Annotated in this window: 16 protein-coding genes and 1 rRNA gene; 12 read left to right on the top strand and 5 right to left on the bottom strand. The window is 44.0% G+C overall.

The window, feature by feature from the left end:
• The first annotated feature begins 84 nt into the window (after positions 1-84).
• Positions 85-194, top strand: a 5S ribosomal RNA gene (gene rrf / locus B2089_RS03600).
• Positions 195-293: 99 nt separating this feature from the next.
• Here the strand turns inward: rrf and B2089_RS03595 are convergent.
• From B2089_RS03595 to B2089_RS03575, 5 genes are all read right to left on the bottom strand, one after another.
• Entirely contained in the window at positions 294-1,832 is a 1,539-nt protein-coding gene (locus B2089_RS03595; protein ID WP_296320495.1) for a bifunctional indole-3-glycerol phosphate synthase/phosphoribosylanthranilate isomerase, read from the bottom strand.
• 47 nt (positions 1,833-1,879) lie between these two features.
• Positions 1,880-2,596: an MgtC/SapB family protein gene (locus B2089_RS03590; RefSeq protein ID WP_296320499.1), complete on the bottom strand. Its 717-nt coding sequence runs from the start codon at positions 2,594-2,596 to the stop codon at positions 1,880-1,882.
• Complete coding sequence (locus B2089_RS03585; protein ID WP_296320513.1) at positions 2,593-4,065, bottom strand: cation:proton antiporter; 1,473 nt, start codon at positions 4,063-4,065, stop codon at positions 2,593-2,595. Before B2089_RS03585 ends, B2089_RS03590 begins: the two co-directional genes overlap by 4 nt.
• A gap of 71 nt (positions 4,066-4,136) precedes the next feature.
• Positions 4,137-6,860 (bottom strand): transcription elongation factor GreA, encoded by a 2,724-nt coding sequence (greA, locus tag B2089_RS03580; protein WP_296320520.1) that lies wholly within the window; start codon positions 6,858-6,860, stop codon positions 4,137-4,139.
• An 18-nt stretch (positions 6,861-6,878) separates the two neighbouring features.
• Positions 6,879-7,817: a tetratricopeptide repeat protein gene (locus B2089_RS03575; protein ID WP_296320522.1), complete on the bottom strand. Its 939-nt coding sequence runs from the start codon at positions 7,815-7,817 to the stop codon at positions 6,879-6,881.
• Positions 7,818-7,989: 172 nt separating this feature from the next.
• On the opposite strand from B2089_RS03575, the gene rpe reads away from it, so the two are divergent.
• From rpe to B2089_RS12030, 11 genes are all read left to right on the top strand, one after another.
• Entirely contained in the window at positions 7,990-8,631 is a 642-nt protein-coding gene (gene rpe / locus B2089_RS03570) for a ribulose-phosphate 3-epimerase (protein ID WP_296320527.1), read from the top strand.
• Positions 8,624-9,745, top strand: coding sequence for a tetratricopeptide repeat protein (locus B2089_RS03565; RefSeq protein WP_296320530.1), 1,122 nt, complete (start codon positions 8,624-8,626; stop codon positions 9,743-9,745). The genes rpe and B2089_RS03565 overlap by 8 nt, the downstream gene beginning before the upstream one ends.
• Positions 9,742-10,917 (top strand): hypothetical protein, encoded by a 1,176-nt coding sequence (locus tag B2089_RS03560; protein WP_296320532.1) that lies wholly within the window; start codon positions 9,742-9,744, stop codon positions 10,915-10,917. Before B2089_RS03565 ends, B2089_RS03560 begins: the two co-directional genes overlap by 4 nt.
• Positions 10,918-10,919: 2 nt before the next feature.
• The gene (locus B2089_RS03555; RefSeq protein ID WP_296320538.1) at positions 10,920-12,059 is read left to right on the top strand and encodes a tetratricopeptide repeat protein; all 1,140 of its coding nucleotides are present in this window, start codon (positions 10,920-10,922) and stop codon (positions 12,057-12,059) included.
• 122 nt (positions 12,060-12,181) lie between these two features.
• On the top strand, positions 12,182-13,390 hold the full coding sequence (gene recA / locus B2089_RS03550) for a recombinase RecA (protein ID WP_296320541.1): 1,209 nt from the start codon (positions 12,182-12,184) through the stop codon (positions 13,388-13,390).
• A 2-nt stretch (positions 13,391-13,392) separates the two neighbouring features.
• The gene (gene folK / locus B2089_RS03545; RefSeq protein ID WP_296320544.1) at positions 13,393-14,004 is read left to right on the top strand and encodes a 2-amino-4-hydroxy-6-hydroxymethyldihydropteridine diphosphokinase; all 612 of its coding nucleotides are present in this window, start codon (positions 13,393-13,395) and stop codon (positions 14,002-14,004) included.
• The gene (locus B2089_RS03540; protein ID WP_296320547.1) at positions 13,949-14,755 is read left to right on the top strand and encodes a segregation and condensation protein A; all 807 of its coding nucleotides are present in this window, start codon (positions 13,949-13,951) and stop codon (positions 14,753-14,755) included. The genes folK and B2089_RS03540 overlap by 56 nt, the downstream gene beginning before the upstream one ends.
• 81 nt (positions 14,756-14,836) lie before the next feature.
• The gene (gene scpB, locus B2089_RS03535) at positions 14,837-15,382 is read left to right on the top strand and encodes an SMC-Scp complex subunit ScpB (RefSeq protein ID WP_296685934.1); all 546 of its coding nucleotides are present in this window, start codon (positions 14,837-14,839) and stop codon (positions 15,380-15,382) included.
• Positions 15,372-16,121 (top strand): pseudouridine synthase, encoded by a 750-nt coding sequence (locus B2089_RS03530; protein ID WP_296320553.1) that lies wholly within the window; start codon positions 15,372-15,374, stop codon positions 16,119-16,121. Before scpB ends, B2089_RS03530 begins: the two co-directional genes overlap by 11 nt.
• A 16-nt stretch (positions 16,122-16,137) precedes the next feature.
• Entirely contained in the window at positions 16,138-16,770 is a 633-nt protein-coding gene (gene cmk / locus B2089_RS12035) for a (d)CMP kinase (RefSeq protein WP_349675778.1), read from the top strand.
• Positions 16,771-16,780: 10 nt separating this feature from the next.
• Positions 16,781-17,469: S1 RNA-binding domain-containing protein (locus tag B2089_RS12030; RefSeq protein ID WP_349675777.1), on the top strand; the 689-nt coding region annotated here is incomplete at its 3' end.

Raw genomic sequence — 17,469 nt, 5'->3', positions numbered from 1 at the left:
CCTGGCCATATCCTCGTTCCCGCCGAGACGGCGGAGCCTCACATGCTTCCTTCCCCCCTTTCCTTTTTTTTCGGTATTTTACATGCCGGTGGCCATGGTGGGGTGGATATACCCGTTCCCGTTCCGAACACGGAAGTCAAGCGCCCCTACGCCGATGATACTCCAGACCGGGGGAAAGTAGGCAGCCGCCGGCTTTTTTTTGTTTTAAACGACCCCCCTGCGGGGAAAGGCCGGGGGGAGGCAGATCAGAGCGGCGGCTGTGGCAGACGGACGCGCGTCTTGCGTCGAGATGATTATAAGGAATTCAAATTATCAAACAGATTTTCAAGCTTTGTAAGGTTCTTGATTCCTGGTTTGGCTTCAACTCCACTTGCCACATCGATTAGTTCTGGCTGGAATTTTCCGACAATTTGAGTGATATTTTCCGGGGTGATGCCGCCTGCAAGCCAGAGCTTTGTCTTTTGGCTTACTTTTTCTACGAGTAGTTCTTTGATTCTTTCTCCTGTTCCACCTACTTGATTTCCGACTTTTGCATCAATTAAGATTCTCGGTTCCCCTTCTTTGCGGATTTCATCGATTTTTGCCAAATCCTCTTCTGTCGAAATGTTAACTACAGCATAGTGAGGAATTTCCTTTTGCGAAAAAGATGAATAGCAGTTTGAGCCGTGGAGCTGTATGAAGTCGAGATGACCAGCTTTTACGGCCGCGAATGCTTCTTCTGCATCCCTACTGTCTGTTTCTACTATGACTCCGACTAAGCGGACTTTTTCCCTTAAGCCAACTGCCTTGAGTGAATTGGCGATTTTAGCTAATACGGTTGGACTTACTTTTCGTGGGGATTTTTCCCAGAATATGAATCCTAAAAAATCCGCACCTAATTCTGCTGCTTTGAGTGCGTCCTTTTCATTTGTGAGACCGCAGATTTTTACAAAAGGCCGTATTTTTCCTTCTTTCTTTTTTGCCTGTAATTTTTTGGCGTAGATATTCCATTCTTTTGCGTTAAGAGTTTCTTTTGATTCAATGAAGGCTGAGACTAGTCTTCCGGCTTCATCAGGATTTTTGGCTGCTGCTTCTCCTAAGAGCATTGCTGAAAAACCAAGGCTTCCTGCAAAATCAGCGGCGTTTGGAGTTCGAATTCCGCTTTCAAAGACAATGCGCATATCATTTCCTGCGATTTCTTTGATTTCTTGCATAAGAGCGGCTGGTGTAAGAAGGTCAATGCTGAAATCCCTAAGGTCACGGGCATTCACTCCGCAGACAATAAAATCTGTACTGACATTTTTGACGACTTCTGCGAGCTTTTTCAAATCTTCTTCAAGACGAAGCTCTATGAGGGCTGTGATTCTCAAATCCTGGCATTTTTTGGCCATTTCTACCATTGTTTTTGTATCGAGAATGCGGGCAATCAAAAGAACTGCGTCCGCACCGCATCGGTAGGCAATTTCAATTTCTTCAGGGGAAAGCAAAAAGTCTTTTCGTAAAATTGCTGGTGGAATTTTGCCGTGCAGAGAAGCGTATTCATCGACGGCAGCACAGGCTTTTTGCAGGTCAATAAGATTTCCCTTGAAGTAGTGTTCTTCAGTGAGCACGGAAATTGCACTGGTTCCGGCTTTTGCGTATGCTTTTGCGGTGACAGCTGTGTCTAGACCGGGTGCAATGTCTCCTTTGCTTGGCGATGCTCGTTTTATTTCAAGGATAACGCCTTTTTTTCCTTTTGGAATGAATGGAGATACAGGTCTCGTTCTTTTTTCTGGAATTGAAAAGCCCAGCGTTACGGATTTTTTTTCAATGTCTTTTTTTCTCTGTTCTACGATTTTGTCAAGAATATTCATGAGAAGAGTTTATCATAAGTTAGAAAAAGTTTCTATAGATAGAAACATTAAATTTCTTCGATGTGATAGATGTAGTCCAGTGTGGAAAGGGCAGCAATGATTTCTTTGTGAGTTTTGTATTTTTTTAGTTCTTCACTTGAAATTGTGATTGCTATTGAATAAACGCTCAATCCCGAATTCGCATAGGCCGGGTTCATTTCGATTGCATCGATTGTAAGACCTAATTTTCGGATTGTGGTGACGAAATTCTGCAAGTTGAGGCTATTTTTAAGTTCAAGATGGATTTCAAAGTGATTGGAACGATTTTTGAGATAGAATTCCAGAGCAGGAAGCTTTGAAAGACAAAGAAGCAATGTGAAAAATGTGATTGCCATGATTGTGTACAGGCCGGCTCCGACTGCAAGACCTAAAATACAGCTTCCCCAGAGAGCGACGGCTGTAGTAAGTCCCATGATTTGGTTTCTGGAAGTGAAAAAAAGCGTTCTGGTGGCGATTCTTGCAGCAGAGACGATTGCCAGAGCTGAAAGCAGGAAAAATTGGCCGCCGAAAATGCTGTTCATGTAGAGATCGATTAACATAACGACTGTTCCGGAGAGAGTGACTATCATGAATGTGCGGAAACCAGCCGAATGCCTTTTACTGGAGCGTTCCCATCCGATTAGGGCGGAAAGCAAGATAGAGAGAATTATGCGGAAAAAAATTGAGTAGCCGTTAAGTTGTGTTGACCAGCTTCCCAGCAAGGTGGCGATTGGGTCTGTAATCATGATTTCCTCCTTTTTCGGACGACTTCTTTCATATTCTGCTTTTGGACTTCACCCCAAAAGGCGGTGTTATTGTTTTCTGCGGCTTCGGTGAAGGCTTCCTCCGCTTCGTTTATGGTGTGGGCGGGAAGTTCTTTCTGTATTTTCTGGATTCGGTCAATTAAAAGCTCGACCTGTGATTTTTCTTTTCCATCGGCTGTTTTTTCGCTGACCTGGACTAAATCTTCCAATTTAGTTGAGTATGATTTTGAAAGATAGAGAGAGAGTTTTGCCGAGGCCGGCCCTATAAGCTCGTAGAGCACGCTGGAAGCGAGAATTATCGTTTCTAAGGCATTGCCGGTCTCTCCGCCCAGAGTTCGCGCTCCCAAAGCTGCAAGACCGATTGCGACTCCCGCCTGAGGAATAAGGGCAAGGCCGAGATAATTTCTGGTTTCCTTGGGCTTTTTTGCCGCTAGGCAGCCCAAAAAGGAGCCGGCATATTTTCCGATTATGCGGATGATAAAATAAAGGACACCGATTAAAAGCAGGGGAGAGGAGCCGATTGCGCCGCTGGTGTTGACCAAAGCCGGCAAATCAAAACTCATTCCTGAGCGCACGAAAAACATGAGCAAAAATGGCGGAGAAAAATAATTGAGCTGCTTAAAGAGTTTGTCGTCATCAGTCATGTTGATGTAGACCGTTCCCATAGACATGCAGCCTAGCAGGGGAGAAATCTCAAAAATCGTGCAGATTCCGCAGAAGGCAAATAGAAGGGCGACTGAGATGATAAGCCTGTTGTCGCTTGAGCGGGTTTTCGGCTTTACCATAAGGGCCAGAACTACGCCGAAAACTCCACCTAAAAAAAGAACCAGGGCATTTGTGAGAATTGGAGTGAATATTCTCCAAAGAGAAAATGATTCGCCTGTGGAAGAATGAAGGGCGATGGAAATGGCCACGCTGTATGCCATAAGTCCTACGATATTATCCAGAGCGACAACCTGTAAAAGTGTCTCTACAAAGTCTCCTTTAGCGCCTGTCTGCCTGATAGTCATCATTGTGGAAGCCGGTGCTGTTGTTGCGGCAAGGGCCGAAAGTACGATGGAAAATGAAAGCTTCAGGTGAAGGATAAAGAATGTGAGGATAAAGATCAAAAGAGAGGCGAGTATTGCTTCTGAGAGTGTGACTACGAGGACTTTCCCGCCGTTTTTTTTGAGCACATCAAGACGGAAAAATTGACCGGTACTGAATGCAATGAATGCAAGTGCAATGTCCGATAAAAAGCTTGTGCTGGTAATAATTGTTTTTGGAATAAGATTAAAACAATAGGGGCCGATGAGAATTCCCGCCACGATGTAAGCCGTCACATTAGGCAGACGCAATTTTTTCGTGATGCGGGTCATCAGAAAGCCTGACATGAGAATAATTGATATGGAAATGATAGCTGCCGAAACGGATGAATCCGACAAACCACCGTCATAGAGAAGATGAATCATCTTTTTAATTATAACACGGAAAAGATAAATATGGAAAAAGAAAAAAATCCCCGCCTAAGCGGGGAAATGTTTTACAATTTAGCGATTACAATCTTTTTGACTTCAAAGTTGTATTTGTGCTCGTTGATTGTAAATGAGAGCTCGTCGCCGACTTTGTGGTCGAGGATTGCGTTTCCAAATGGAGACATGTAAGAAATCACGCCGTTTTCCGGGTCTGATTCCCATGGTCCAAGGATTGTGTAAACCTCCTCTTTGCCAGATGTTTTGTCCAGCAAGGTGACTTTTGTTCCGAAAGAAACAAGTGAAGAAGTTGCTGTTGTGGGGTCGAATACGACGGCGCGGGCAAGCTCTTCCTGAAGTCGTTTGAGGTCGTTTCCAAGTTTGTGCTGGGCTTCTTTTGCAGCGATGTACTCGGCGTTCTCTTTCAAGTCGCCCTTTTCCTTTGCTTCCGCAACTTCTTTTGCGATTGCAGGGATATCCACATCCTGCATCTTTTCCACGAGATTGCGTTTTTCTTCGAGCTTCTTCGCTGTGACCAACATTCCCTTTGGAGATGCAGATTTTTCCTCGGTCGTGTGGAATTTGTAGTCAGGATATTTTTCAAGAATCTTGTTGCGAAGCTGGGTTTTGATTACACCGTCAAGTTCTGTGATATCATCAACAAGAGTGTACATGTGAGACATCTGCTCTTCATCGCATGAAAGCATGAAATCAGCGTATTTGTTATTGTCTTTGTCGAAGAGCATTTTGCTTGCGTTCTTGATAATTTTTTTGTTTTCGGTTGATTCAACATGATTGTCGATTTCGCGGAAACACTGAGAAATGATGTTTACGATTGCGATGAGCTGCTTCTGGAGTGGAACGGCGGCTGCCTTAAACCAATCTTCTGTGCTACATTCATCAAATAAGAAGAGAATTACATCTCTGTAAGTGCGGAAATCTTCGAAAGAATCTACAACAAGCTTCTGTACTTTCTCGCTGTGACCCGCATTGATGATTGCGGCAAGAACCTCTTTCTTGAGGATTGCAGGGAACATTTTGATGTATTCATCTTCCCAATTCGGGAGTAATTTAACTGCCTCAAGGAATTTTGCGCGTAAATCGCCTTTCTTTGAGCCTTTGAGAATAGTGTACATTTCTTTTGGAGAATCAAGCTCACCATAGAACTGTGCGAATGTGTATTTGCACTGGAAGGCAAGTTCAGGAATTTCCTGACCGATTTCTTTGACGACGAGATATGAAGCTATAACCTGCTCGTCTACTTCGTTGAATGACTTGAGGAAACCAGTGAAATAACTGAACATATCTGCAAGAAGCTCGCTTTCTTTGTCTGTTGAATCATCTTCCACGAATTTGTAAAGGATATCGATTCGGGCAAAGAACGCTTTTTGAGCCTTGAATTCATTAGAGTATTTTTCTTCTGGAGTGATTGCTCGCTCTCGGACTGTGTATTCGTTGATATTGTTTGGATTTACGCCGAATGTAGAGTCTTCTTCGAGAAGTTTTTTTGCGCCAGAATTCCAGCTTGTCCATTCGCTTGTGGTGAGAATTGATGGTACAAGCTCAGCTTTGATTTTTTTGAAGTCGCAACTGTTGTTGAAACTTGTAATGATAGTTTTGAGGGCCCAAGCCTTGTTTGATTTGATTTCTTTTGCCAAATCTTCCTTTGTTTTGAATTTTGAAGATTTAGAGCCAACTGTAGCCTTGATGACCCAAATGTGATCGCGGGAGAGAGGCTGGAGTGCATTGACTGCCATTTTGAGAGAGATTTCTTTTTTGCCGTTCTTTCCGAAGTTGATTGTGAGAGTGTCGTTCTCGACCTTGAGGATTACGCCAACACCCCATGTGCGGTGATAGACAAATGCCCGTGCGTCGAATGCGATGTGCTTTTCAAAGTCGCTGATTGCTTCAAATACATTGCGATAACTCTGAGTGAGGTCAGAAGAGCGGATGTATTCCTCGACATGGCTGTGATTTGCGTATTTCTGAGCATAGCAGTCGGCAATTTCACGGCGTGCCCATGGATCCTTTGGGTCAATTGAAAGATTGAGTTTGAGAATATCAATGGCTGTGTCCCATTTTTGGTTGTCTTTGTACCAGTTGTAAAGCTCCTGCATCATAAGGGCAGATTTGTCGGCGCTGATTGATTTTGCGATTTTGCGCTGAACCAAAAGGAAGAAATCAATTTCTTCTGGAATTGATGCCACGAGTTTTGACCAAATTTCATTGGCCGAATTGATATTTTTGTTGTTTACGAAACGGAGAAGGGCTTTTTTGTAGAATTCATTCGCTTTTTCTGCCTCACCGCCAGCTGCATAGTGGTCAGCGAGTTTTTTTGCTATTTCAGCTTCGGCAAAATCAACCTTGATGATTTTTTCATAGATTGACCACACTTCATCATTGCCTGCCTGCTCGTAGTTAGCGGCGAGCGTTCGGAGCGCGAATTTATTTGATTTGTCATCGGCGAGAATTGTCTCACACATGTAGACGACAATCGGTTCCTTGTGATTGTTCTGGAATATGTCAACGAGAGTTTCGAGGGATGAATTGTCGAGAGAGCCTTGCTTGAGTCCGAGCATACCTGAAATGTAGAGAGCTGTGATACTGTCTTTTGTGTGCGAAAGCTGTTCGTCACAGATGGTTTTGATTTCATCGATGCAGTTTTCATTTTTTGCCTTTTCGACGATTGTTGTGAGTTCAACTAAATCATTTTTCGTGTAGTTGCTGATTGTTGCGCGAGTCCAGGTGTCTTCTTTGAGTTTTGCCTGTACCAAATCTACGAGCTCTTTTGACATATTTTACTCCTTAGCCAATTATTTCGTATACATCCTATAGATATTTTCGTCATGCACCCGAATCTGAAGGAGACATTCATTTATTTTGTCCTTGCCTTCGTTTGACCGGGCGTAGTGGTCTATTAACCAAAAATACATATTTATAAGCTTGGGAACTAAAATCCGTGAATCATTCGAAGGATCCTTGATTTCGTTTTCCTTTGCAAAAATTTCTTGTCGGAGCCTGCCAGCCTCTTGTGGACGAAGCTCTCTCTTGACATTGAAGACCCCGTAAAGAACTCCGTAAACCGGAATCCATTCCTGCAGAACCGAACCGATATATCCCTTTTCTTTTACCTGGCGGATAAGCGCACAGATAAGCTCCGAGTCTAGAAAGTCAATATCAATGCGCTGGGCATCGATAAAAAAAGCCTCGCGAAACAAAACCTTTGCGTTTTTGTCTTCTCCGCAGAGTGCGAAACAGTCGGCCATTTCTGCCAGAATCGAAGCTGATTGTGGCGCAATGCGATATGCCTCTGTAAGTAAATTCAAGGCGGTTTCGTATTTGCCGAGTTTTTTATAGCAAAGTCCTTTTTTTTGGAAAAGATCTGCTCTCTGGCTTGCCGCTTCCTCTTCCTTTGCATTTTCGTATGCAGCGAGCGCTATCGTAAAAATACCGCGTTGCATTGCGTAAATGGTTTTTTGCTGGAAGTCGTTTCTTCGTTCGTAGTCAAACTTGAATGCCTTCCAGCGTGTTATAAGGGCTTCCCCCTGTTCGTAGGCCTCCATGAGGGGCAGCGACTGAATGAAATCGACCCAGTATGAGCAAGACCAATGGGCGAATTTTATTTCGGAATTTTCAAAATTGTAACCCAGTGCCCCTTCGAGAACCTCTCTTGCCTGAGCGGGATTTCCTTCTTCGAGGAATTTGTACGCTTTTGTTAATTCTTCGTCGCCGTTTATGCCCATAATGTACATGATTATTATTATAAAAATGGAGATTTTAGTCAATAAAAACTCAAAAAAATCTAAAAGTGGGGTAAAGTTTATAAAGCCTTTTGCATGTTATGTCAATATATTTTTAAGAAAATATTTTAAATTTTTTATCAATGTTTACAATGTTTGTTTCATCTGCTATTATAGTAAAATAATGAAAAAAACTTTGTTGGCTCCGTCTTTGCTTTCGGCGGACTTTTCAGATTTGGCTTCCGCAGTTAAGAAAATCGAAAACGACGGGGGAAGCATTGTCCACATTGATGTTATGGATGGTGCTTTTGTGCCACAGATTTCTTACGGTCAGCCGATTATCAAGTCTATCCGAAAACTTACCAGCTTGCCTTTTGATGTCCATCTGATGGTCGAAAAGCCTGAACTCATGGTGGATTCTTTCGCCGATAGTGGCGCTGATTGGATTACTTTTCATTACGAGTCAACTGTTCATATTGACAGGCTCATTCATCATATTCATGATTTGGGTAAAAAATGCGGCATTTCAATTGTGCCGTCAACTCCGGTTTCCCTCTTGAGCGAGATTCTTCCGCTCGTTGATTTGGTTCTCGTCATGAGCGTAAATCCTGGCTTCGGCGGTCAGTCTTTTATCCCATATTCAATGCAAAAAATCGCCGAGTTAAAAAAAATCCGGGAAGAAAGAGGTTTGTCTTTTAAAATCTCCGTAGACGGCGGCATCAACGAAAAAAATTGCAGTGAAGTGGCTGCTGCAGGGGCGGATATCCTTGTTTCTGGCTCGTCTTTCTTCAGCGGCAAGCTAAAGTGGGAGTCAGCGCTTGAGTAAAAAGTTCCTCTCTCTTGTTTTTCTTTCGCTTTTCTCATGTTTTTCGCTTTTTGCGCAGGGGGCTTCTAAAGACAAGCTTTCTGCCGTTGAGAGTGCGAATCTGAAACAAGGAGCGGATGCATACAAAAACGAGGATTGGGTATCAGCTATTTTCTTCTTAAGGAAAGTGGTTTCTGCTCCGGGAAGCGCTAACGATGAAAATTATTTCATGCTTATAAAGAGCGAAATTTATGCCGGTGAGTATCGTCAGGCTCAGGCTGATTGCGAAAAATTTCTTGAGCAGTTTGCTTTCAGTCCCTACGCTGAGTATGTGCAGTATCAAAAGGGAAGGCTTCTTCATTTGCTTGCGCGAAACGAGGATGCCATTCTTTCTTTGAGTGATTTCTGCCATCAGAACGGAGAGAGCGAATTGTATCCTCTGGCTCTTTTTTGGATTGCAGAGAGTTTTTATGATGAATATAATTTTGAGGCGGCCAGAGGTTTGTACGAGCGGGTCGTAACTGACTATTCTGCCTGTGAAAAAGCACCGCAAGCCCAATATAAACTTGATTTAATCGAACGGAGAGCTCGCGAGGAAAAATTGCTCTATCTCCTTAAGGTTATAGGTGAAGAAAATCTTTCTACCAGGGAAGAGTATGAGCGACAGCTTCGTGTTTATGCGCTTGAAGACGAAAAGGGCGTAAAAAAATCCCTCATTGATGCTCAGGCTCGAATTGCGGAACTTGAGGCTTTGCTTGAGAGTGACGGCTTTGACCTTCAGCATGAGGATGAGACAGGCATTGTCGTTGCAGAAGAGCCTTCTGGTGTCTCAGGGAAAAATGCTGGCAAGGCGGAAACTCCTGAATCTAGTCAGCTGGCAGGCTCTCCATCGGAAAAGACTGATTCGCAAGGAAAGCCCGATTCTCAGGTCGAAAAGGCTGCGCAGCCGATTACGATTATTCAGAGTGTGAGTGAGTCATCGATTCGCGTAAAACAAAATCCTAGTGGCAGCGGAACTTCCGCTGTAACACCGGCATCTGACGCATCAAAATCATCTGATTTACAGATGCTAAAAAGAAAGGCAAAGCAGCTGCAATATCTCTTGAATGAACAGTCTGCAGGAGAGGAAAAATGAAAAAAATAATCGCTATTCTTCTTTCTCTTTTATGTGTGTTGGCGGTATCAGCCGCGCAAGAAAAGGAAAAATCAGAAACCTCAGGAAAATTTCTTTTACATGATGATGTGCTCGCCGTAGATTACAGCCTTGAGTCTTATTACACTCTTTCCGGAAAAATGCTTCAGGTGGAGTTGTTTGGAAAAACGGGAACTTTTAATATTTATTGCACCGATTCAGACGGAAGAAGGGTTGCTCTGTGTTCTACCCACGATTTGTTTGATTCTACGGAATTTCTCGTAAAAGTCGACGGAATAGTCTTTCACATGGTGAGGTCAAATTCTGTAAAAAAAGAACTTCGTAGGCTCGATTCCGGGGCACAGCTTGTTTATACTTTTGCAGATGGATTCCGTTTTGTCATAGACTTTTCTCTGATAGCTAGTCGTTCCTCTCAGCCTGAGGACATCGTTCAGATTTCACTTTATTCAATAAACGAGAATTCTTTTATCCGTTCAGTAGATGTTAAGGGAATTTTTGACACGATTTGTGGAGAGCTTTCTTCAGTGCATTTTTCGACGGCGCATGGAACAAAAATCAGAAATGAAAATCGATTTTCAGCGTCAGAACTAGAGTCGGAACGGGCTGTGATTTCTTCTAATGGCTGCGTTTCATATCAATTTGTTCTTAACGGTCAGAATGTTTCTCCTTTGGAGTCCGTCACTTTTGCGAATATCAACGAATTGTATAAAATGGATTGGAATTCTGGCTATCGTAAGGGCAGGGGATTCTCAAATATCCGTGGCTATGATGACTCTGCCGTCATGCTTGACTGGGACGCCTTCTTCCTTGAGCCTGGTGAAAAAAAGGATTTGGTCTTTTACATAGCGGCTGCTGCTGATGAATCTCCGCGAGGTCTTGCTTATGTTGACGGAAGTTCTTTTGCAGAGCCAAAGATTAAGGAGATCCCTGCTGTTGAGGAAAAACCAAAACTAGCTGAAAAAAAGACCGATAAGCGTACTGATGTTGAATTTATCCTTCCGCCAATTCGGGATTATCAGTTGGATCCCGCCTATATCCAGGATCTTATCGACCGAATTGATGCCTTGCAGTCCTCTGAGAATGTCGATCATAAAAAAATTTCTCAGCTGAACGCTGAACTTGATGCAATTCTTGAAAAGTTGAGGCGACGATAAAAATGGCTCGCAGTGACTTGGAAAGGGCGCACTCGCTTTTGCAGCGCCGTAAGTTTTCTCAAGCGATTACTATTCTCGAATCCGGAAACAATCCTGAAATTTACCGTGAAAGTTTTGACTATTTTCTTACGGCTGGTATAGCTTGCCTTTATCTTGGGGATACAGGGAGCGCCGGAGCCTATTTTCAGCGTGCACGGCATATCAGAATGACAGATCCGACTCTCTTGAGCGCGCAGGCCGTTCTCTTTTTGCGGCGAGGGGATACAGATCGTGCGATAAGTTATTATGTTGATGTCCTTGATTATGATCCAGATAATAAAATTGCCCTGAGCGCGATGGAATTTATTCGTACTCACGGATCTTACGATGAGGTTTGCAGGGCTGTTGATACTGGAGAAATCGAAAAGTTTTATCCTCCGCTGGGAATGAATCCTGATACAGTCAAAAGAATTGCTATGTCTGCGCTCGCTGGTGTGGTCCTCGCGCTCTTTATCTTTAATTTTGGAAAATTGAGTGGCTTAGGCAGGGGTGTGCGTCTTCCTGTCAGTGGGCAGCGCGCAGATTTAAGCGATCTTTTTCTTTCTGTAGAGGAAATTGGAAACGCCAGAAAGACGGATTTATCTGGCGGTGTTTACAAATATATCCTTACGGATTCTCAGATAAAAAAATCTTACGATATGGCGATGACTCATTTTCAGGATTATAGGGAAAATGCCGCTCAAGTAGAAATAAATCGTCTTTTGAATTCAAATGCAAGCGACGCAATCAAAACAAAGGCGAAGATGATTTCTTCTTATTTTACTGAGCCGACTTTTGATTCTCTCGCCGACTATGGTGATAATATCGAATATGCTCAGGTCGCGAAGGATCCTGATTTGTATCTTGGTTGCACAGTTGCATGGTCTGGCAGAGTGTCCAATGCTGAGACAGAGGGGGGCTCTTATCGTTGCGATTTGCTTGTTGGGTACGAAAATATGGACAGAGTGGAGGGCTTCGTGCCTTTGTTTTTTGCCGAGGCTCCGTATCCTGCAATTGATGGCGAGCGGCCAGTAAAAGTCCTTGGAAGAATTCAGGTAGAAAACGGTAAAATCATGCTGAATGGAAGGGCTGTATACCAGCCTTTGCGGCGAAGTGGTGAGTAACTTCATTTTTTTTCAGAAAAAGTTTAAAAAAATCGGATTTTTTCTGAGCTGCATTACCGAAAATGCAAAAATTCCGCCTATATATAGGTGGGTGGGGTAAAAAATATATAAGGTGGATTTCTATGGCAGAAAAAACACAGAATCAGCCGCCAGCAGATATGGCGGAGAAATTAAAGGCTCTTGAAGCTGCCCGATTGCAAATCGAAAAGCAGTTCGGTGCCGGCTCTCTTATTAAACTGGGAGCACAGACTGACCTTACGGGCGTTGATGTAATTCCGTCAGGCTCAATCTTATTGGACGAGGCTCTTGGCGTGGGAGGTTATCCTCGTGGCCGAATTATCGAAATGTACGGCCCTGAAAGCTCTGGTAAAACGACTCTGGCTTTACATGCCGTTGCCGAGGCTCAGAAATTGGGAGGAATCGCGGCCTTTATCGACGCGGAGCACGCCCTGGATCCGGTTTATGCGAAAAATCTTGGCGTTGACATTGACAATCTCTGGGTCTCTCAGCCGGACAACGGTGAGCAGGCTCTTGAAATCACAGAAAATCTTGTCCGTTCAGGGGCTGTTGATATTATCGTAGTTGACTCCGTTGCTGCCCTCACTCCCCAAAAGGAAATCGAAGGCGACATGGGTGACGCTATGATGGGCTTACAGGCCCGCCTTATGAGCCAGGCTTTGCGAAAACTCACGGCAATCGTTGGAAAATCTAAGTGCATGATTATTTTCATCAACCAGATTCGTATGAAAATCGGAATCATGTTCGGAAATCCTGAGACAACGACTGGCGGTAACGCCCTTAAATTCTACTCTTCTGTCCGTCTTGAAATCCGCCGTATCGAGTCAATCGAAGGCAAGGGAGAGGAAGACGCTGTGGGAAACCGCGTGCGAGTCAAGGTCGTAAAGAACAAGGTGGCTCCTCCATTCCGCAAGGTCGAACTGGACATTTACTTCGGCAAGGGAATTTCTGCCACGGCCTCTCTTTTGGATTCTGCGGTCAAGCACGGAATCATCGACAAGCGCGGGGCGTGGTACACTCGCGGTGACGAGAAAGTCGGGCAGGGCAAAGAAAACGCCATTCGCTTCCTCGAAGAAAATCCCGACTACGCAAAACAGGTTGAGGCTCAGATCCGAAACGAAGTTTTCCCCGGTCAGATTTTGCGCACAAAAGAGGGAGTCGCGGTTTATCCTGAGCAGGAAAAAGCCGTGAATGATGCGAAAAAAGCTGCTGAGAAGGCGGCCAAAGAAGCGGAGAAAGAGGCTAAAAAAGCCGCCGCCGCTCCAAAAGCTGACGAGCCTGTTGTCCCCAGCGCTCAGGACGCACTCTTCTAATAATGCTTGCCGTCCTCGGTTTAGGCTCTAACCGTTCTTTGAATTCCCTTGATTCTCTCCATATCCTGGCTTCTGCCTGTCTGGAGCTTTCAGGGGAATTTTCTGATTTTCGATTTTCTTCGGTTTACCGCACAAAACCCATGTATGTGGAAAATCAACCGGATTTTTACAACATGGCACTTTCAGGGGAATACAAAAAATCTGCCCATGAGCTTCTTTCAAAAATCCATGAAATTGAAGCTCGTTATGGTCGGAATCGCAACGAAGAAATTCGTAACGGACAGCGCAGCCTTGACATCGACATTGAGTTGTTTGGAAATGAGGAAATTCACTTCTCATCTCCAGACGACCCCATGAAAAATCTTGAGGTTCCCCATCCCAGAATCGCCGAACGGGCTTTTGTTTTGATTCCTATGCTTGAGGTTTTACCTGAATCTGCCGAAATTCTAAAAAGAGATTTCTTTGAAGAATCCCTTGCAAAAATCGGAAAACAGGGCGCGGAAATTTGCCTTTCTTCTTCTGATTTTGCCAAAATCATAGCGGAAACGGAGCATTTTTATGGAAGAGCAGGCGAATGTAGAGTCACAGACAGCGGAAAATCAGGCAGATATTGAAAAGGAAGACGAGTCTGGAAAGACAAAAAGACGCTATTCAGTGGGGGAATTTGACGGTCCTTTGGATTTGCTCTGGACTTTAATCCGTGACAATAAAATCAACATTTACGATATTCCGATTGCAAAAATCACAGAGCAGTTCCTTGAATATCTCGATTATGCCGCTTCCCTTGATTTGGGCGATTTGTCAGAATTCTACTATTGGGCATCCCGCCTTATCTATATAAAATCCCGCATGATGCTCCCTGTTGAAGTTAAAATAGATGATGATTTGGATTTTGATGATCCGAGGGAAGAGCTGGTTGACCGCCTTATTGAGTATCAGAAATTTAAGAAACTTTCCGACCTTATCGAAGAAAAGCAGGATGAAAGCGAGTGGAATTTTGAGCGGAGCAAGGTTCAGCGGACTTTACCCTTTGAGGAAAATGACTTGTGGGAACGTGTTGACACATGGGACTTGCTTGAGCAGATGCAGAAAATCTTCAAGACTCTCATGAGCCAGTACACTGATCAGAAAATTCTCGATGTCTACGAAGAAATTTCTGTCAACGAAAAAATCACTCTTATGAACGAACTTCTTGAAGAGAAAAATGAGTGCATGTTTACAGATTTGCTTGTCCGGAAAGGAAATATCCTTGATGTGATTTGCGCATTCATGGCGATTTTGGAAGCCGTTAAATTCAAAATGGCGGCAATCTACCAGAACCGTATGTTCGGCGACATTAAAATCTGCCGTTACGACGCTGCTTAAATTCCTCGCAGGGCTAGAGAGGGCACGGAGAGATTGAATTATTGAAGAAAGTGTTTTGATTTACTATAATAATTTTTACCTATGGATATAAATCTTGAAAAAGAGGCGGGGCTTGTTGAGGCGGTTTTGTTTTTGGAAAGCGAACCTCTCACTGTGGATGCCCTTGCCGCAAACACACAATTATCTGCCGATGTAGTAACTGAAGCGCTTGAAATCCTTAAAGAAAAATATACGAATCCTTCTTCCGGCGTGGAGCTTTCTGTCATTACCGGTGGCTATGTTCTAACTCCCAAAAAAGAATATTGGGAAAGCCTAAAAGAAAAATACGGAAACAAAAATGAGGGAAAACTTTCCCGCTCGGCTCTTGAAGTTCTCTCGATTATCGCTTACAAGCAGCCGATTACCCGTGCCGAAATTGAGGCCTTGCGAGGCGTTTCGCCGGACAATATGATTCGCCTTTTGATTGAACGACAGCTCATTAAAGAAGTTGGCCGCCGCGACACCCCCGGCCGTCCTGTAGAATTCGGAACGACAAAAGAATTCCTTAAATTCTTCCGCTTGAATTCTATTGCTGATTTGCCTCAGCTGGACGAAAAAGAAGAAGAGAGGTTCGTACTTGCCCGATAATTCACACGAAAATCCGCAAAATCAAAAAGAAGAGACTCGATTGCAGGCATTTTTGGCTCACTGTGGAGTGGCAAGCCGCCGTGCCTCAGAAAAAATCATCCTTGATGGCCGCGTTACCGTAAACGGAAATGTGGTCACCGAACTTGGAACAAAAGTCACGCCAAAAGATACGGTGTGCGTCGACGGTAAAAAAGTCAGCCTTGAAGAGAAAAAACGCTATGTCCTTTTGTACAAGCCCTTAGGTTATGTCTGCACCCAGTCCGACGAGAAGGGCCGGCCGTGTGCGGTGGATATCCTCAAAGAAAGCTATAAAGAGCGGCTTTACAATGTTGGCCGCCTGGACATGTTCAGTCATGGAGCCATAATTTTCACGAATGACGGTGATTTTGCCGCCCGCCTGAGCCATCCCAGTGCAGAAATCGAAAAGGAATATATAGTAGAAAGTTCACTTCCTTTGCCACGCTACCTTGCCGAAGACTTCAAAAAGGGTGTGCGGGTAGAGGGCATTTTCTACAAGGCGAAAGATGCCGAAGAGCTGAATTCCCACAGAATGAGGGTTGTTTTAGTCGAAGGCAAAAACCGGGAAATTCGCCGGGTCTTTGAAAATGCCGGTGTCTCAATCCGAAATCTCTGCCGCGTGCGAATCGGCAACATAGAGCTGGAAGACTTAGAGCCCGGCCAGTTCCGCGAATTAAACGAAAGAGAAGTGCAAGGGCTTTTAAAACTCTGCAAAAACTAGATAAAAGGAGTGTTTTATGATTATCGCTATGGACGGTCCTGCGGGAACAGGAAAATCAACCATTGCTTCATTGATTGCGAAAAAATTGGGCATCACTTATTTAAACAGCGGAAGCTTTTACCGTGCCCTTACGATGGCCTTGAACGACACAGACATCGACATTGCTGATTCAGAAAAAGTCGTTGAATTCTGCAAAAAACAGTCGCTTGACTACGAAAATTCTCATTTGATTCTCAACGGAAAGGATGTTGAGTCTCACTTGCATGATGACGCCGTTTCTGCCCGTGTTGCGCAAGTTTCTTCTATCGTAGAAATCCGTCACTTGGTCAACGAGCGCATGAGGGAAATCACCAATCATCTTGACATCATCTGTGAAGGCCGGGATATGACCACGGTTGTTTTTCCGAACGCTGATTACAAATTCTATCTTGATGCGTCAATCGATGTTCAGGCTCAGCGGCGCTTTGATCAGGGCGTGAGCAACATGACCCTTGAGGAAGTAAAAGCCGCAATCATCAAGAGGGATGAGATTGACCGCAACAAAAAAGAAGGCGCTCTCCGCCGTGCAGAAGATGCTTTCTATATCGATACTTCTGCCTTGACTATTGACAAGGTTTGTGAGATAATATTAAGCAAAATTCAGAAATAAAGGTAGACTTATGGAACAGATGGAAGTGGGAAAGGATGAATCTCAGGCAAAGGGTGAAATCCAGACACAATTAGAGGAGTCTCTCAAAGGCCTCAACATTGAAGATGGTCAGATTGTAGATGGAACTGTAATTCAAGTGGCAGACGGTTATGTATTCATTGATATTGGATACAGAACTGAAGGTCGTATTCCAGTACAGGAATTCGGCAGCAAGTTGCCAAAAGACGGCGAAAAGGTAACTGTCGTTGTTCTCCGTAAAGACGGTCGCAACGGTCCGGAAATCTCTTACACAAAAGCACAGGCAAAACAGCTTTGGAAAGATTTCCGCAAATACTTTGACGAAAAATTGCCAATCGAAGGCACAATCGAAAAAGAAGTCAAAGGCGGATTTGATGTCAACCTCGGTGGCGACATCCACGCATTCTTGCCAATCAGCCAGTCTGACAGTCAGAAAGTTGAGAATCCTTCTAAGCTCATCGGAACTGTTTCAAAATTCTATATCGAGCGTTTGTACTCAGACAACAAACAGAATGTTGTAGTCAACCGCCGCAAATATCTTGAAGAAATCATCAATGCTGAGCGCGATAAATTCTTCGCAGAAAAACAGATTGGTGACACTGTAAAGGGAACCGTAAAATCATTCACAAGCTTCGGTGCCTTCATCGACTTGGGCGGATTCGACGGTCTTCTCCATATCAA

This window comes from Treponema sp. UBA3813 (assembly GCA_002368605.1).
GTDB lineage: Bacteria > Spirochaetota > Spirochaetia > Treponematales > Treponemataceae > Treponema_D.
The sequence above is the reverse complement of the archived record's forward strand: the minus strand, read 5'-3'. Positions and strand labels throughout refer to the sequence as shown.

Bases quoted from the DNA above. Each gene is read 5' to 3' on its own strand.
- B2089_RS03595 (WP_296320495.1), bottom strand. From the start codon at position 1,832: ATGAATATTCTTGACAAAATCGTAGAACAGAGAAAAAAAGACATTGAA.
- B2089_RS03590 (WP_296320499.1), bottom strand. From the start codon at position 2,596: ATGATTACAGACCCAATCGCCACCTTGCTGGGAAGCTGGTCAACACAA.
- B2089_RS03585 (WP_296320513.1), bottom strand. From the start codon at position 4,065: ATGATTCATCTTCTCTATGACGGTGGTTTGTCGGATTCATCCGTTTCG.
- greA (WP_296320520.1), bottom strand. From the start codon at position 6,860: ATGTCAAAAGAGCTCGTAGATTTGGTACAGGCAAAACTCAAAGAAGAC.
- B2089_RS03575 (WP_296320522.1), bottom strand. From the start codon at position 7,817: ATGTACATTATGGGCATAAACGGCGACGAAGAATTAACAAAAGCGTAC.
- rpe (WP_296320527.1), top strand. From the start codon at position 7,990: ATGAAAAAAACTTTGTTGGCTCCGTCTTTGCTTTCGGCGGACTTTTCA.
- B2089_RS03560 (WP_296320532.1), top strand. From the start codon at position 9,742: ATGAAAAAAATAATCGCTATTCTTCTTTCTCTTTTATGTGTGTTGGCG.
- B2089_RS03555 (WP_296320538.1), top strand. From the start codon at position 10,920: ATGGCTCGCAGTGACTTGGAAAGGGCGCACTCGCTTTTGCAGCGCCGT.
- recA (WP_296320541.1), top strand. From the start codon at position 12,182: ATGGCAGAAAAAACACAGAATCAGCCGCCAGCAGATATGGCGGAGAAA.
- folK (WP_296320544.1), top strand. From the start codon at position 13,393: ATGCTTGCCGTCCTCGGTTTAGGCTCTAACCGTTCTTTGAATTCCCTT.
- B2089_RS03540 (WP_296320547.1), top strand. From the start codon at position 13,949: ATGGAAGAGCAGGCGAATGTAGAGTCACAGACAGCGGAAAATCAGGCA.
- scpB (WP_296685934.1), top strand. From the start codon at position 14,837: ATGGATATAAATCTTGAAAAAGAGGCGGGGCTTGTTGAGGCGGTTTTG.
- cmk (WP_349675778.1), top strand. From the start codon at position 16,138: ATGATTATCGCTATGGACGGTCCTGCGGGAACAGGAAAATCAACCATT.